Origin of the sequence: Paracoccus sp. MC1862, from assembly GCF_016617715.1 — a bacterium.
In the GTDB taxonomy this organism is placed as follows: domain Bacteria; phylum Pseudomonadota; class Alphaproteobacteria; order Rhodobacterales; family Rhodobacteraceae; genus Paracoccus.
Map to the genome: position 1 here is coordinate 1 of NZ_CP067225.1, position 14,888 is coordinate 14,888.

Consider the following 14,888-nt stretch of genomic DNA (forward strand, 5'->3'; position numbering starts at 1 on the left):
CTGCCAGCAGGGTCCGGGCAGGCGCAGACCAGGGCTGAAGCCCGCTGCCACGGGTCAGGCCGTGGCGCGCGTGGGCCTTGCTTCGGCTGCCACCGGAAACGGGCCGACCCGGAACAGATGGAAAGGGCCTCGTGGCCCCGCGCGCCAAGGGTTTCCGCGGCGTGGCTGTCCTGTTCGTCCCTGCGTCGTGGCCTGTGATGGCTGATGTCCCGCCGGCGTTCGCGGCGGGGAACGGGGACAGAAGGAACGACAGGATGAACGATCTCTGGGCGGGTGCGCGATCCGAGCTTGAGGCGCGGGTAGGGACGCACAACTACGTCACCTGGCTTGCGCCGCTGAGCCTGCGCGCCATCGATGGCGGCGCGGCCGACATCGCCTGTCCGACGCGCTTCCTGTCGGACTGGGTGTCGCGCCATTACGCGCGCCCCATCATCGACGCGCTGGTCCATCAGGGGGCCGAGGTCGAGCGGGTGAACTTCACCGTCGCCGCGCCCCGTCCTGCAGAGGCCCGTCTGGCCGAGGCCCCGGTGGCCGCTGCCCCGGCGGAGCTGCGCCCCGATCCCGCCCATCGCGTCACCCCTCGCGGCCCCCTGCGCGACGAGGAGATGACGGCGCCCTTGGACGCCCGTTTCACCTTCGACAATTTCGTGGTCGGCAAGCCGAACGAGTTGGCCCATGCCGCCGCCAAGCGCGTGGCCGAGGGCGGCCATGTCACCTTCAACCCGCTGTTCCTTTACGGCGGCGTGGGCCTCGGCAAGACGCACCTGATGCACGCCATTGCCCGCGAACGTCAGGCCCGCGACCCGCAGGCCCGCATCCTCTACCTGTCCGCCGAGCAGTTCATGTACCGCTTCGTTCAGGCGCTGCGCGAGCGCACCGTCATGGACTTCAAGGAACTGTTCCGCACCGTGGACCTGCTGATGGTGGACGACGTCCAGTTCATCGCCGGCAAGGATTCCACGCAAGAGGAATTCTTCCACACATTCAATGCGCTGGTCGATCAGGGCAAGCAGATCGTCATCTCGGCCGATCGCGCGCCGGGCGAGATCAAGGACATGGAGGAGCGGATCAAGTCGCGCCTCTCCTGCGGGTTGATCGTGGACCTGCACCCGACCGACTACGAACTGCGCCTGTCGATCCTGCAGTCCAAGACCGAGCAGTTCCGCCTGACCTATCCGGGCCTGCGGCTGGGGCAGGGGGTGCTGGAATTCCTCGCCCACCGCATTACCTCGAACGTGCGCGTGCTGGAAGGCGCGCTGCAGCGGCTCTTTGCCTTCGCCAGCCTGATGGGGCGCGAGATCGACCTCGACATGACCCAGGAATGTCTGGCCGACATCCTGCGGGCATCCGACCGCAAGGTCACGGTCGAGGAGATCCAGCGCAAGGTGGCCGAGCATTACAACATCCGCCTGTCGGACCTCGTCGGCCCCAAGCGGGTGCGGACGCTGGCCCGGCCCCGGCAGATCGCCATGTATCTGGCCAAGCAGATGACCAGCCGCAGCCTGCCGGAAATCGGCCGCCGCTTCGGCGGGCGCGATCACACCACGATCATGCACGGCGTCCGCAAGATCGAGGAACTGCGGACCGAAGACCGCAGCCTTGCCGAAGACATCGACCTGCTGCGCCGCTCGCTGGAAGCCTGAGGCTTCACGGGCGCTTGACCACGGGCGAACATTGAGGAAACTGAGCGCACGCCGCCCCTCGGGGCGGCTTTCGCGACCAAAAGGGCAAGGCGCCATGAAATTCTCGATCGAAAAGGCGGTTCTGAACAAGGCCGTGTCGCAGGCCCAGTCGGTCGTGGAACGCCGCAACACCATCCCGATCCTTGCGAACGTGCTGATCGAGGCGGCGCCCGAGGGCGTCAGCTTCCGCGCCACCGACCTTGATACCGAGGTCGTGGACCGCGCGCCGGCCACGGTCGAACGCCCCGGCGCCACCACCGTCAGCGCCGCGCTGCTGAACGACATCGCCCGCAAGCTGCCTGACGGGGCGCTGGTCAATATCTCGGTCGATGGCGATTCCGCCCGGCTGACGGTGCAGGCGGGCCGCGCCAATTTCGTGCTGGCGACCCTGCCGCGCGAGGACTTCCCGATCATGGCCTCGACGGAATACGCGGCGAACTTCAGCGCCCCCGCGCCGGTCCTGCGGCGGCTCTTCGACAAGTCGCGCTTTGCGATTTCGACGGAAGAAACCCGCTATTACCTCAACGGCGTCTACATGCATGTGGCCGATGGCGAGGGCGGCCGGACCCTGCGCTGCGTGGCGACGGACGGCCACCGGCTGGCCCGCGTCGATGCGCCGCTGCCGGAAGGGGCCGAGGCGATGCCGGGCGTGATCGTCCCGCGCAAGACCGTGGCGGAACTCAAGAAGCTTCTGGACGACGACGAGGCTGTCATTGCCGTGTCTGTGGGCGAGACCAAGGTGCGTTTCGCCACGCCCACGATTACCCTGACCTCCAAGGTCATCGACGGCACTTTCCCGGATTATACCCGCGTGATCCCGCGCGGGAACACGCGGCGGCTGGAAGTGGACGCGGCTGATTTCGCCCGCGCCGTGGACCGCGTGGCGACGGTCAGTTCGGAACGCTCACGGGCTGTGAAGCTGGCCTTGGACGAGGACAGGCTGATCCTGTCGGTGAACGCGCCGGATGCGGGTGCCGCCGACGAGGAACTGGCCGTCGCCTATAACGACGAGCCGCTGGAAATCGGCTTCAACGCCAAATACCTGCAGGAGATCGCCTCCCAGATCGACCGCGAGAATGCGGTCTTCCTGTTCAACGGCTCGGGCGACGCGGCGCTGATCCGCGAGGGCGGGGACGACTCTGCCGTTTATGTCGTCATGCCGATGCGCGTGTGACGCTTTCCCGCCTGGGTCTGGCGCAGTTCCGGTCCTGGCCGCGGCTGGCGCTGGAACTGGACGCCCGCCCGGTCGCCATCTTCGGCCCGAACGGTGCGGGCAAGACCAATATCCTCGAAGCACTCTCAATGTTGTCGCCGGGGCGGGGCTTGCGCAGCGCCGCCCCCGCCGATCAGGCGCGGCGTGGCCCCGAGGCGGGCTGGCGCATCCGGGCGACCATCGACGATCGTCCGGTCGAAACCGGTGCGGCCCCCGGCGAGGGTCGCCACGTCACCATCGATGACAAGACCGCGCCGCAGGTGGCTTTGGGGGCGCTGGCCCGCGTGATCTGGCTGACGCCGGCAATGGACCGGCTCTGGACCGACGCGCCCGAGGTGCGGCGGCGATTCCTCGACCGCCTGACGCTCAGCTTCGCGCCGGGCCATGCGGATGACGCGCTGGCCTACGAGAAGGCCATGCGCGACCGCAACCGCCTGCTGCGGGACGACATCCGCGACGACCGCTGGTATCGCGCGCTGGAAACCCGCATGGCCGAGGCTGGTTCCGCGATCACCCGCAACCGGCAGGAGGCCGTGGCCCGGATCATGCAGGCGCAGGCGGGGGCCGAGACCAGCTTCCCCTCGGCCCGGCTGGTGCTGCTGGCGGGTGACGGCGAAGCCGATGATGCGGACCCGGCCAGCATTGCCGCCCGTCTGGCCACAATGCGCCGCCGTGACATGGCGGCGGGCCGCACCCTGACCGGCCCGCACCGCGCCGACCTTGGCGCAAGCTGGGGACCGCAGGACATGCCCGCCGCGCTGAGTTCCACCGGAGAGCAGAAGGCCCTGCTGCTGTCGCTGATCCTCGCCAACGCCCGCGCGCTTGCGCCGGAACGTCCCGTCGTGCTGCTGGACGAGGTCGCCGCGCATCTGGACGAACCCCGCCGCAGGGCGCTTTATGACGAGATCGCCGCGCTGCCCGCGCAAAGTTTCCTGACCGGCACGGGGCGCGAACTTTTCGCCGCTCTGGACGACCGCGCCCGCTTCCTCCACGTTGCGCGGGACGAAGATGCCTCGACTCTGACCGACGAGGGATGATGTGACGCTATCCCGCAACAACGCCAGTCTTGCGACCCCGGAAGGCCAAGGGCCGACCGCTGGCCTCGATGGCCGAGGATCTCATATCCGGCCCCGCAACCGCACAAACCTTGCGAGGCGGGGATGCAAAGCCAGCGCCTCCACCTGGATTGACGAGGGCTGACATGACGCTGCCACGCAACCGCATCAGCCTGGTGACGCTTGGCGTAGCCGACCTTGAGCGTGCCCGGCGCTTCTATCTCGACTGGGGCTGGACCCCGCATCCGAACGCGCCCGAGGGCCTCGCGCTGTTCCAGATGCCCGGCCTCGCCCTGGCGCTCTTCGCGCTGGATGAACTGGCCGAGGACCAGCGCCGCCCTGTGGCCGAACTCGGCACCGGGGCGGTGACCCTCGCCCAGAACTGCGGCGATGCGGATGAGGTCGATGCCATCTTCCAGTCCGCCCTCGATGCCCGCGCCACCTGCCTCAAGCGCCCCGAAAAGGCGGCTTGGGGCGGCACTTCGGGCTACCTCGCTGACCCTGACGGCCATGTGTGGGAGATTGCCCACAACCCGTTCTGGCCGCTGGCCGAAGATGGGTCACTGACACTCCCCTGAGCTTCTTTCTGACCCAAATACCCATTGCTACCGCGACGCGGTCACCACGTCGCCGATCTGGAACCGGGTCACGGCCACCAGTCCCAGATCCGAGATCCGCAACTCGGGAATCACCACCAGCGCCAGCAGGACATGCTGCATGATCGCGTTGTTCAGCGTGCAGCCGCAGTCGCGGATGGCGTGATTGATGGCCTCGACGGCCTCGGCGACCTCGGCGGCGGGGCGCTCCGACATCAGCCCGGCGATGGGCAGGGCGACATGGGCCAGCTCGGCTCCGTCCCGGAAGACGGTAACGCCCCCGCCAAGTTCCGCCAGCCGGGCCGAGGCGGCAGCCATGTTCGCTCCGCAGGTGCCGACGACGATCATGTGATGGCTGTCATGCGCGATGGTCGAGGCGACGGCCATGCGCCCCCGATAGCCGAAGCCCTGCACGAAGCCGTTGACCACGCCGCCGGTGCCCTTGTGGCGTTCCACCAGCGCGATGCGCTCGACGCCTTCGGGGATCACCTCGCCGTCGCGGACGGGCAGGGTGGCGGTCAGCGCCCGGGTGGGGGCCTGGTTCTCGATGACGCCGATCACGCGGACGTCCGCCTCGGTGCCCTCGGCAGGAACGCGGAAGTCGGCGGCTGTCAGCGCCCGGCCGAGGTGGACAGAGTTGCGCGCCGCATCCGGCCAGTCGATCAGCGGGCAGTCCACCAGAAGCCGCCCGTCTTCCGCCACCAGGCGGCCTTGGGCCACCACCATCTCGACCGGCAGCGCCCGCAGGTCCGAAGTCAGCATCACGTCGGCCCTGCGTCCCGGGGTGATGGACCCCAACTCCCGTTCCAGCCCGAAATGCCGGGCGGTGTTGATCGTCGCCATCTGGATCGCTACCAGTGGATCGCAGCCACAGTCCACGGCATGGCGCACCACGCGGTCCATGTGCCCGTCATGCACCAGCGTCCCCGCGTGGGAATCGTCGGTGCAGAGCATGAAGCCCGAGGGGTCCAGCCCCCGCTGCGTGATCGCCGTGATCTGCGCCTGCACGTCATGCCAGGCGGACCCCAGCCGCAGCATCGCGCCCATCCCCTGCCGGACGCGGGCCACGGCCTGCGCCTCGGCCACCGTCTCGTGGTCATCTGCCGCACCGCCTGCGACATAGGCCGAGAAGGCGCGGCCGAGGTCGGGACTGGCGTAATGTCCGCCGACCGTCTTGCCGGCGGCGCGGGTCGCGGCGATCTCGGACAGCATCGCCGGGTCGCCTGCGGAAACGGCAGGGAAGTTCATCATCTCGCCCAGGCCCACGACGCCGTCCCAGCCCATGGCCTGCGCGACCTCTCCGGCGGTAATCGGACAACCGGTAGTTTCCAGCCCCGGCGCGGAAGGGGCGCAGGAGGGCATCTGCGTCAGCATCGTGATCGGCTGGATCAGGCTTTCATCGCGCATGAGCCGCACGCCCTCGAGTCCCATGACATTGGCGATCTCGTGCGGGTCGTGCAGGATCGTGGTCGTGCCGTGGGGGATCACCGCGGCAGCGAAGCCGGCCGGAGTCAGCATCCCCGATTCCACATGCATGTGGGCGTCGATCAGGCCGGGGACCATGTAGCGGCCCTCGGCCTCGATCACCTGCGTCTCGGGGCCGATGTTGGCGGATGCGTCGGGCAGGACGCAGGCCACGCGGCCGTCGGCGATGGCGATGTCGTGGCCGGGAAGCACCTCGCGCGTGTGGACGTTGACCCATTGACCGCCGCGGATCACGGTGTCGGCGGGCGCGCGCCCTGCTGCGACCTCGACCAGCCGCGCCTGAGCCTCGATCCACGGTTTCAGCATCTTTCCCTCGCCTTGTCTGTTCAATCGCGCCAGCTTGCGGCAGCCTGCGCGGGAAAGGAAGCCGGATGGAATGGCAGGGCGAGGCGACCGCGATCGCGCGGCGCAAGCATGGCGAGAACGCGGTGATCCTGACCGCGCTGACCCGCGAGCTTGGGCTTGTCTCGGGCGTCGTGCCGGGGGGCGCGAGCGTCAAGCGCGCGGCCATGCTGCAGCCCGGCAACCGGCTGGCCCTGCGCTGGCGGGCGCGGCTGCATGACCAGCTTGGCAGCTTCACCGTCGAGCCGGGGCGGACGCGCGCGGGGTTGATGGCGGATGCGGATGCGCTGGCGGGGCTGAATGCGGTGACGGCGCTGATCGGCTGGGCATTGCCGGAGAGAGACCCGCATCCGCGATTGACGGATGCGACCGAAGGATTGCTGGACGCGATGGAGGCGGGCAGTTCAGGCGGCTCTGACGGAATTGCCGGAGCCGGGGGGCTGTCTGCCCCCCGCGCCCCCCGAGGATATTTGGGCGATGAAGAACGAAAGCCGGGTTGGGCCGAACTCTACTTGCGCTGGGAGTTGCTTCTTCTGGACGAGTTGGGCTTCGGCCTGTCGCTGGACCGCTGTGCCGTGAGTGGCGCGCGGGAGGCGCTGGCTTACGTCTCGCCCAAGACGGGCCATGCCGTCACGGTCGAGGCGGCAAGCGAATGGGCGCTGCGTCTGCTGCCGCTGCCGGGCATTCTGGGCGGGCCGGAACGGCCGGACGACCTTGCTGCAGGTTTCGCGCTGACCGGGCATTTTCTGAACGCGAGGCTGGCCGAGGCGCAGGTGGGGCGGCCCTTGCCTGCCGCCCGCGCAAGGCTTGTGGCGCGGCTGACGGCTGGCGAGAAAGGCCGCATTCCACAGGACCCCTGATGACGGCGGGAACCAGCGCCAGTCCCTTCAGGTCGCGCATGTGACATGAAAGGGACCAACCTTGCCCGCAGTCTGGTGCGGTGCCGGGAAAAGGACCCCCCGACGGGCTGCCTTCGCGCGATCAGTTCCCCGAGCGTTCCAGCGTCATCCAGCCGAGCGGACTCTTGATCTTGAGAACGCCGCCGGTCCATTCGGCCTCGGAGGCTTGGGTGACCGCTTCGAGGAAGCGGCCCTCGAAGCCCTTGTGGCCGCAGGGGTTGTCCGTCCAGTTCATCACGGTGACGTTGATCTGCGGCAGGTTTGCGGCGTTGGTCGCGGCAAAGTTGTTGCACGGACCGTTGCCGGTGATCTGGCCCGGCGTCAGGCGGATGCGGGAATCGCGCGTGGGCACGGCCTCCTGCCCGAAGCCGACCATGGTGTAGGTGCCATAGGGGATGCCGCCTTCGAACCCGGTGCCGTCGGACGGCAGGGGGGCGGGGCCGCAGGCGGCCAGCGTGGCGAGGGCCGCGGAGACGGCGGCAAGGCGAAGGGCGGAGATCATGGCAGGCTTCCCCCGGGGATCAGGCATTTGAGTTCACGAGAATACCGCACGGCCCTGCCACCGGGTTGCCGCAAAGTCCATGCACGGGCGCGCGAGCACCCGCGCCCGTGCCATTCGCGCAACGGCGGCTTACCCCAGCAGGCGCCGGGCGATGACCTGCGCCTGGATCTCGGCTGCGCCCTCGAAGATGTTGAGGATGCGGGCGTCGCAGAGAACCCGGCTGATCGTGTATTCCAGCGCAAAGCCGTTGCCGCCGTGGATCTGCAGCGCATTGTCGGCGGCGGCCCAGGCGACGCGGGCGCCCAGCAGCTTGGCCATCCCGGCCTCAAGGTCGCAGCGCTTGTCGTGGTCCTTCTGCCAGGCGGAATGATAGGTGAGTTGCCGCGCGATCATGATTTCCACGGCGGTCAGGGCCAGCTTGTCGGCGACACGGGGGAACTCGATCAGGGCCTTGCCGAACTGCTTGCGGTCGATGGCATATTGCATCCCAAGTTCCAGCGCCGACTGCGCCACGCCGATGGCGCGGGCCGCTGTCTGGATCCGGGCGGATTCGAAGGTCTGCATGAGCTGCTTGAAGCCCTGGCCCGGCTGGCCGCCCAGCAGGTTGTCGGCCTTGACCTTGAAGCCGTCGAAGCCGAGTTCGTATTCCTTCATTCCGCGGTAGCCCAGCACCTCGATCTCGCCGCCGGTCATGCCGGGGGTGGGGAAGGGGTTCTCGTCGGTGCCGGGGGTCTTCTCGGCCAAGAACATCGAGAGGCCGCGCCAGTCGGTGGTGTCGGGCTCGGTCCGCGCCAGCAGCGTCATCACATGGGTGCGGGCGGCATGGGTGATCCAGGTCTTGTTGCCGGTGATCTCCCAGCCGTCCCCGGTGCGGGTGGCGCGGGTGCGCAAAGACCCAAGGTCCGAGCCGGTGTTGGGCTCGGTGAAGACGGCGGTGGGCAGGATTTCCCCGCTGGCGATCTTGGGCAGCCATTGTTCCTTCTGCTCGGGCGTGCCGCCGACGAGGATCAGTTCGGCCGCAATCTCTGAACGCGTGCCCAGCGAACCCACGCCGATATAGCCGCGCGAGAGTTCTTCCGAGACGACGACCATCGAGGCTTTCGAGAGGCCGAGGCCGCCGAACTCCTCGGGGATGGTCAGGCCGAAGACGCCGAGTTCGGCCAGTTCCTCGATGATCTCCATGGGGATCAGTTCGTCGCGCAGGTGCCAGCCGTGGGCGTTGGGGATCACCCGGTCCTCGGCATAGCGGCGGAACTGGTCGCGGATCATTTCCAGATCCTCGTCAAGGCCGGTGGCCCCGACCGTCGCGCGGCCGGCGTTGTCCCGCATCAGGGCGACCAGCCGGGCGCGGGCCTGAGGGCTGTTGCCGCCCATCGCCGCGCGGGCCGCGTCCGAGGGCTGCCATTCGACGCCGAGGTCCGAAAGCCGGGCGAACTCTGTCTGGCTCATCGGAATGCCGCCGGTGATCTGCGTCAGGTATTCGCCGAAGCCGACCTGCAGGATCAGGGCCTCGATCTCTCCGAAGCTTTCGCCCAGCCGCTCGGCCCAGGCGGAAAGCTGCCTCAGCGATTCCACATAGGTCGCGAGCCATGACAGCGCGTGCGCCGCGTGCTGTTCGGTTTCCAAGGCGGCCGCGTCGATCTTGCCGCCTCCAACGCGCGCCCGCAGCGACTCGGTCGCACGGGAAAGAAGCGCGTCCAGTTCGGGAAGGATGGCCTGCGCGTCGGCAGGGGTCAGGGCGGCGCGGGCGTCGAGCATGGGGCTGTTCCTGCAAGAATGGAGCTTGCCTTGCTGCTAACCCTTTCGCAGTTGCAGCGCAACTATGCTGCGCAGAAGCATGGCTTGGCGCAGCATAGTTTCCCCCGTTTAACGGCCTTGACCATGGCGACGGCAGGTCCAGCCCGTGCCCCCTTGCCGCCGTCCGGCCATGCGGGCAGTTTCGCCGCCATGTTCGGCCTCGATCCCCATCTCGTCCTTCTTGCGGCAACGGCCACGCTGGTGGCGGGCCTTGTCAAGGGGGCGATCGGATTCGCCATGCCGATGATCCTGATGTCGGCGCTGGGATCGTTCCTGCCTGCGCCCGTGGCGCTGGCGCTGTCGATCCTGCCGATGCTGGTGACGAACGTGCAGCAAGCGACGCGGCAGGGCATCGGCGCGGCGATGACATCCGTCCGCGCCTTCCGCTGGCATATCGGGGCGCTGGTGCTGTTCATCTTCGTCTCGGCGCCCTTCGCCCGCATCCTGCCGCAGCCCGTCATGTATCTGGCGCTGGGAGTCCCGATCCTGGGCTTCGCGCTGTGGCAGCTTTCCGGTCGCCCCATGGCGCTGCCCGTCCATCACCACCGCCGGGCCGAGATCCTCAGCGGGGTCGTCGGCGGACTTTACGGCGGAATCTCGGGCATCTGGGGGCCGCCGCTGATCGTCTATCTGCTGTCCATCGGGGTGTCCAAGCTGGACCAGATCCGGGTGCAGGGGGTGGTCTTCCTGGTCGGCGCGGTCGCGCTGGCGCTGGCGCATCTGGGTTCGGGCGTGCTGAACGCGCAGACGCTGCCGCTGTCGGCGCTGATGGTGGTGCCGGCGGTGATCGGGATGCAGATGGGCTTCTGGCTGCAGGACCGGCTGGATCTGGCGCAGTTCCGCCGCTGGACGCTGCTGCTGCTGGCGCTGACCTCGCTGAACCTGATCCGCCGCGGCATTGAGGTGATGGGATGACCGACGCCGCCCTGCTGACCGCCCGCCTGATCCGCCGCCCCTCGGTCACGCCCGACGCGGGACCGGCGCTGGACCTGCTGCAATCGGTGCTGGAGACTGCGGGCTTCGAGTGCCACCGGATCGACCGGAACGGCGTCCCGAACCTGTTTTCCCGCTGGGGGGCGAAGGACGCCCGCAGCTTCGGCTTCAACGGCCATGTGGACGTGGTGCCGCCGGGCGATCCGGCAAGCTGGACGCATCCGCCGTTTTCCGGCGCGCTGGTGGACGGCATGATCTGGGGCCGGGGCGCGACCGACATGAAGTCGGGGGTCGCGGCCTTTGTCGCGGCGGCGATGGATTTCGTGACCGGGACGCCCCCCGACGGCGCGGTGATCCTGACCGTCACCGGCGACGAGGAAGGTCCGTCCCGCGACGGCACCCGCGCGATCCTGGACTGGATGCGCGATGCCGGCGAGCGCATGGATGTCTGCATCGTGGGCGAGCCCTCGAATCCCGAGGCGATGGGCGAGATGATCAAGATCGGCCGCCGCGGCAGCCTGACCGCGCATCTCACCGCTGTGGGGCGGCAGGGCCACGCGGCCTATCCGCATCGTGCGCTGAACCCGCTGCATGCGCTGGTGCGGCTGCTGGGGGAACTGACGGCGCATCCGCTGGATCGGGGGACCGCGCATTTCGACCCCTCGGGGCTGCAGGTCACAACCATCGACTGCGGCAACCCGGCCTCGAACGTCATCCCCGAACGGGCCACTGCGACCGTCAACATCCGCTTCAACGACGCGCATTCCGGCGACAGCCTGACTGCCATGCTGCGCGAGCGCGCGGCGGTGGTCGAAACCGAAACCGGCGTTCGCATCGGCATCGAGGTCACGGTCAGCGGCGAGTCCTTCGTGACCAAGCCCGGCCCCTTCGTCGATCTGGTGGCGGGCGTCGTCACCGAGCATACGGGGCGCGTCCCGGTGCTGTCCACCTCGGGCGGCACCTCGGACGCGCGCTTCATCAAGGACCACTGTCCCGTGGTCGAGTTCGGCCTTGTCGGCGCCTTCATGCATCAGGTGGACGAGCGCGTCCCGGTGGAGCAGGTCCACCAGCTCAAGGCCATCTACCAGTCCATCCTGCAGCGGTATTTCGAATGAAGATCTGTGTCACCGACGATATCCCCGCCTGCTTCGCCATCCGGCGCCGCGTCTTCATCGAGGAGCAGAACGTCCCCGAAGAGATCGAACTGGACGAACATGACGCCACTGCCGTGCATCTGCTGGCGACGCAGGACGAGCGGCCTGTGGGAACTGCCCGCCTGCTGATCGACGGCGGGACGGCCAAGATCGGCCGGGTGGCGCTGCTGCCCGAGGCGCGTGGAACCGGCGCAGGGGCGGCGCTGATGCGCGCGGCGCTGGATGAACTCCGCGCGCGGGGCGTCAGGACGGCGAAGCTGGGGGCGCAGACCTACGCCATTGGCTTCTACGAAAAGCTGGGCTTCGCGGCTTACGGCCCCGAATACGACGACGCCGGCATCCCCCACCGGGACATGAGCCTGACGCTGTGATCCGCCCCGAACTGGTCGCCCGCTTCAAGCCATGGCGCGAGGTGGCAGCAGCGGTGCTGACCGGCCTTGCCGGGATCTGGATCTTTTCGCTGGGCGGGCTGCTGCTGCAGCCGCTCGGGGGCGCGATCCTGGCTTTCGCGATTCTCTGGGGTTGGGGCGCCTGGCGCCGCCGCCGCTTCGCGGTCGAGATCGCCGCGCCCGGTCTGGTCGAGATTGAGGAAGGCGCGATCCGCTACTATGGCGCAAGGGCGCTGGGCGGAGAGGTTGCGCTGCGCGATCTGAGCCAGATCCGCCTGATCCGGCTGGACGGCCACGCGCATTGGCGGCTGCGGACCCGGAACGGAGAGGCGGTGTTGATCCCCGTCGAAGCGGCAGGTGCGGCAGCACTTGCGGATGCCTTCGCCGCGCTGCCGGGGTTCGATCTCGGCGCTGCTGCGGCGGCGCTGGCGGCAAAGGATGCCTTTCGCACTGTATGGCAGCGGCCCGACTGACGCATGGAAAGAGGCCGGGGAACTTCCCCGGCCTCTGGTTTCAGGCTTGTGGCGAGGAGGCAACGCCCCCCTCAGTTCCGCGCCAGCAAGTCGGTGATCCGGCGGACGGCGGCGCGGCGGTTGGCGCGGATATCGCCTTCCTGCGGCACCTTCAGGAACTGCTCGCCATAGCCCTGCACGACCATGTTCTCCGGCGGGACGCCAAAGAACTCGGTCAGGGCCAGCGCGACGGATTCCGCCCGGCGGTCGGACAGGGCAAGGTTCATCGCGTCGGCGCCGACGGTGTCGGTGTGCCCTTCGATCATGTAGATCTCGGCCGGGTTGCGGCGGATGCTTTCGGCGATGACGCGCCCCAGGGTGGAAAGCGCCTGCGCCTGGTCCGGCTTGATCGCGGCCGAGCCGGTGTCGAAGGTGATCGCCTGCACCTCGACGGGCGCGACCAGCGCCCGCACTTCGGGAATGTTGCGGATCTGGCCCAAGGAAAAGGTCCGGCCCACCTGCGTTTCGCGCCGCAGCGCCTCGCGCAGCGCGTCCTCGGACAGCCGCTCGCCGGGCGCGACCGTGATCGGGCGGGCGGGCGGCGGCAGGTTGGCCACGTCCACCGGGGCCACGGCGGCGGTTTCGTCGATCAGCGCGGTGGTGGTGCCATCGGGCTGCACCAGCGTCCGGCGCAGCACGCGCAGGTCGGCATCGCGGATCGTCACGACCTGACTGCCGTCCTCTCGGGCGACGATGGTCCGGGTCGAGCCGTCGGCATATTCCTCGGTCTGCACGGTCGAGCCGGGGCGCAGCAGCAGGGCGTTGTCGTCCTTGATGATCTCCTGGCTGCCATCGGGGCGAGTCACCACCACGCGGTCGCCGGTGTTCAGTTCCACCTGCCGGTCGTTCGACAGAAGCTGGCCCACGGCAAGCCCGGCGAGCGCCGGAAGAACCGCCTGCCGCAGCACCTGTTCCAAGTTGCTGCGGTCGTCATCGTCATCCCCTTCCCGTGCAGCGGCGGCGGACCGGGTGTCCTGATCAGCCCCAGCCTCTGCCGAGGTGCCTTGCTGCGCGGCGTCCTGCTGCGCCGCGCCGCCGACAACTGGAGCCCCGCTTGCCCGCAACTCGCCGCGCAGGTCCGTCTGGAAGTCCTCGGTCGCGCTGCGGGAGGTTTCGTCCGTCACCTCGCGCGTCTCGCTGGTCGTGACCGGTGCCGCCGATCCGGCAAGGGCCGCCGCCGCGGGGGGCGTGCCGCCAGCCGCGGCCTCACGCGAGATGTCGGTCGTGGGGGCCTCGGCCTCGGGCACCTCGCGCGCTTCGACAAGCTCACCTTCCGGGGAAGGCTCGCCCGTATTGGAATCCGCCTCGCTGTCACCCGGCGCAGCGATGGCGGTTGTCGCATCCGCTGCGTTGTCGCCGGTTGCGGGGGCGCTGGCGTCGGATGCGGTCCCGGCTGCGTCGGCTTCGGACTCGCCTTCCTCGGCCAGCGCACGCGCAAGGTCCGCTTCGCCCGGCGTCCCGCCGTCTGTCGTGGCCTCCGCGGCTTCCGTGTCAACGGTGGCCTCTGCAGCATCATTGGCCGAGGCCTCGGGTTCATCGGTCGTCTGCGCTTCCGGCTCGGTTGTCGTTTCCACTGCGACCGGCGCAGGCGCCTCGGGGACGGGTTCCGGTGCCGCTTCGGCCTGAGGCTCTGCCGCGGGTTCGGCTTGCGGTGCGGCTGGTTCAGCCTCGGGCTCGGCCGAGGCTGCGTCGGGTTGGGCGTCAGCGGCAGGTTCCGGCGCAGGTTCGGTCTCCGGCTCGGCGGCCTCGACCGGCTCTGGCCGGGCCTCCGGTTCCGGCTGGGCTTCCGGCACAACGGCCTGGGGTGCCGTCATCGCATCGGCTGCCTCCTCGGTTGCGGGCTCAGCCGCGGCTTCGGCCTCTGCCGCAGTCTCCTCGGCCTCCCCGGCAGGCGCTTCCGCAGAGGCTGCCTCGGCTTCCGGCTGGGCGGTTTCCTCTGCCGCTTCAACGGCCTCCCCGGATACGTCCGCGCCCTCCACGGCCTCTGGCGGCACCTCCGGCGGGTTCCCGGTTTCGACTTGCGCCATGACCAGCGAAGCCGGCTTCTCCTCGATCAGCGCCGTCTGCGCGACGGTGAAATGGGGCAGGGCGACGCTCAGCCCCAGCGCCAGTGCGGTCGTGTTGCGGAGGGTTCTACGCGGCATGTCAGGTCCTTCATCGGGCGCGGCATCGCCGCGCAATGCTGCCCGCCTTGCGCGGGTCGTCCTGCAGTGAACCGCAAAACCCGGGTTGCGTTCCCCCCACGTCTGCGTGACACCGGCCAAAGGGACGTGAATGCCGCGTGAACGGCGGCAAGGCGGCATCAAGCCGCATGCGGCCCGATTCACAC

At 69.0% G+C, this 14,888-nt stretch carries 13 protein-coding genes; 9 read left to right on the forward strand and 4 right to left on the reverse strand.

Features of this window, described 5'->3' with window-relative positions; translation table 11 throughout:
- Positions 1-254 precede the first annotated feature (254 nt).
- From dnaA to JGR78_RS00020, 4 genes are all read left to right on the forward strand, one after another.
- Complete coding sequence (gene dnaA / locus JGR78_RS00005; protein ID WP_182792270.1) at positions 255-1,643, forward strand: chromosomal replication initiator protein DnaA; 1,389 nt, start codon at positions 255-257, stop codon at positions 1,641-1,643.
- 94 nt (positions 1,644-1,737) lie between these two features.
- Positions 1,738-2,856: a DNA polymerase III subunit beta gene (dnaN, locus tag JGR78_RS00010; protein ID WP_182792269.1), complete on the forward strand. Its 1,119-nt coding sequence runs from the start codon at positions 1,738-1,740 to the stop codon at positions 2,854-2,856.
- Entirely contained in the window at positions 2,853-3,932 is a 1,080-nt protein-coding gene (gene recF, locus JGR78_RS00015; RefSeq protein WP_182792268.1) for a DNA replication/repair protein RecF, read from the forward strand. Before dnaN ends, recF begins: the two co-directional genes overlap by 4 nt.
- A gap of 170 nt (positions 3,933-4,102) precedes the next feature.
- A complete protein-coding gene (locus tag JGR78_RS00020) occupies positions 4,103-4,528 on the forward strand; it encodes a VOC family protein (protein WP_182792301.1) in 426 nt (141 codons plus the stop codon).
- 27 nt (positions 4,529-4,555) lie between these two features.
- On the opposite strand, the gene JGR78_RS00025 is transcribed toward JGR78_RS00020, so the two are convergent.
- Entirely contained in the window at positions 4,556-6,337 is a 1,782-nt protein-coding gene (locus tag JGR78_RS00025; RefSeq protein WP_182805550.1) for an adenine deaminase, read from the reverse strand.
- Between the two features lie 65 nt (positions 6,338-6,402).
- Here JGR78_RS00025 and JGR78_RS00030 point away from each other — a divergent pair, with 65 nt between their 5' ends.
- Positions 6,403-7,233: a DNA repair protein RecO gene (locus tag JGR78_RS00030; protein WP_182792266.1), complete on the forward strand. Its 831-nt coding sequence runs from the start codon at positions 6,403-6,405 to the stop codon at positions 7,231-7,233.
- Between the two features lie 121 nt (positions 7,234-7,354).
- Here JGR78_RS00030 and JGR78_RS00035 read toward each other — a convergent pair whose 3' ends face one another.
- Both JGR78_RS00035 and JGR78_RS00040 read right to left on the reverse strand, forming a co-directional pair.
- The gene (locus JGR78_RS00035; RefSeq protein WP_182792265.1) at positions 7,355-7,774 is read right to left on the reverse strand and encodes an META domain-containing protein; all 420 of its coding nucleotides are present in this window, start codon (positions 7,772-7,774) and stop codon (positions 7,355-7,357) included.
- 129 nt (positions 7,775-7,903) lie between these two features.
- On the reverse strand, positions 7,904-9,532 hold the full coding sequence (locus JGR78_RS00040) for an acyl-CoA dehydrogenase family protein (RefSeq protein ID WP_182792264.1): 1,629 nt from the start codon (positions 9,530-9,532) through the stop codon (positions 7,904-7,906).
- A 123-nt stretch (positions 9,533-9,655) separates the two neighbouring features.
- Between JGR78_RS00040 and JGR78_RS00045 the strand changes: the two genes are divergently transcribed.
- Genes JGR78_RS00045 through JGR78_RS00060 form a run of 4 tightly spaced genes read left to right on the forward strand, consistent with a single transcriptional unit; the run spans position 9,656 to position 12,520 of the window.
- Entirely contained in the window at positions 9,656-10,486 is an 831-nt protein-coding gene (locus tag JGR78_RS00045; RefSeq protein ID WP_370576420.1) for a sulfite exporter TauE/SafE family protein, read from the forward strand.
- Positions 10,483-11,619 (forward strand): succinyl-diaminopimelate desuccinylase, encoded by a 1,137-nt coding sequence (gene dapE, locus JGR78_RS00050; RefSeq protein ID WP_182805553.1) that lies wholly within the window; start codon positions 10,483-10,485, stop codon positions 11,617-11,619. The genes JGR78_RS00045 and dapE overlap by 4 nt, the downstream gene beginning before the upstream one ends.
- On the forward strand, positions 11,616-12,029 hold the full coding sequence (locus tag JGR78_RS00055) for a GNAT family N-acetyltransferase (RefSeq protein WP_182792262.1): 414 nt from the start codon (positions 11,616-11,618) through the stop codon (positions 12,027-12,029). The genes dapE and JGR78_RS00055 overlap by 4 nt, the downstream gene beginning before the upstream one ends.
- Positions 12,026-12,520 carry a hypothetical protein gene (locus JGR78_RS00060; RefSeq protein ID WP_182805555.1) on the forward strand — a complete coding sequence of 165 codons (495 nt, stop codon included), beginning with the start codon at positions 12,026-12,028 and terminating at the stop codon, positions 12,518-12,520. Before JGR78_RS00055 ends, JGR78_RS00060 begins: the two co-directional genes overlap by 4 nt.
- A 71-nt stretch (positions 12,521-12,591) precedes the next feature.
- On the opposite strand, the gene JGR78_RS00065 is transcribed toward JGR78_RS00060, so the two are convergent.
- On the reverse strand, positions 12,592-14,703 hold the full coding sequence (locus JGR78_RS00065) for an OmpA family protein (RefSeq protein ID WP_182805558.1): 2,112 nt from the start codon (positions 14,701-14,703) through the stop codon (positions 12,592-12,594).
- Positions 14,704-14,888 lie beyond the last annotated feature (185 nt).

Bases quoted from the DNA above. Each gene is read 5' to 3' on its own strand.
- dnaA (WP_182792270.1), top strand. From the start codon at position 255: ATGAACGATCTCTGGGCGGGTGCGCGATCCGAGCTTGAGGCGCGGGTA.
- dnaN (WP_182792269.1), top strand. From the start codon at position 1,738: ATGAAATTCTCGATCGAAAAGGCGGTTCTGAACAAGGCCGTGTCGCAG.
- JGR78_RS00025 (WP_182805550.1), bottom strand. From the start codon at position 6,337: ATGCTGAAACCGTGGATCGAGGCTCAGGCGCGGCTGGTCGAGGTCGCA.
- JGR78_RS00030 (WP_182792266.1), top strand. From the start codon at position 6,403: ATGGAATGGCAGGGCGAGGCGACCGCGATCGCGCGGCGCAAGCATGGC.
- JGR78_RS00035 (WP_182792265.1), bottom strand. From the start codon at position 7,774: ATGATCTCCGCCCTTCGCCTTGCCGCCGTCTCCGCGGCCCTCGCCACG.
- JGR78_RS00040 (WP_182792264.1), bottom strand. From the start codon at position 9,532: ATGCTCGACGCCCGCGCCGCCCTGACCCCTGCCGACGCGCAGGCCATC.
- JGR78_RS00045 (WP_370576420.1), top strand. From the start codon at position 9,656: ATGGCGACGGCAGGTCCAGCCCGTGCCCCCTTGCCGCCGTCCGGCCAT.
- dapE (WP_182805553.1), top strand. From the start codon at position 10,483: ATGACCGACGCCGCCCTGCTGACCGCCCGCCTGATCCGCCGCCCCTCG.
- JGR78_RS00055 (WP_182792262.1), top strand. From the start codon at position 11,616: ATGAAGATCTGTGTCACCGACGATATCCCCGCCTGCTTCGCCATCCGG.
- JGR78_RS00065 (WP_182805558.1), bottom strand. From the start codon at position 14,703: ATGCCGCGTAGAACCCTCCGCAACACGACCGCACTGGCGCTGGGGCTG.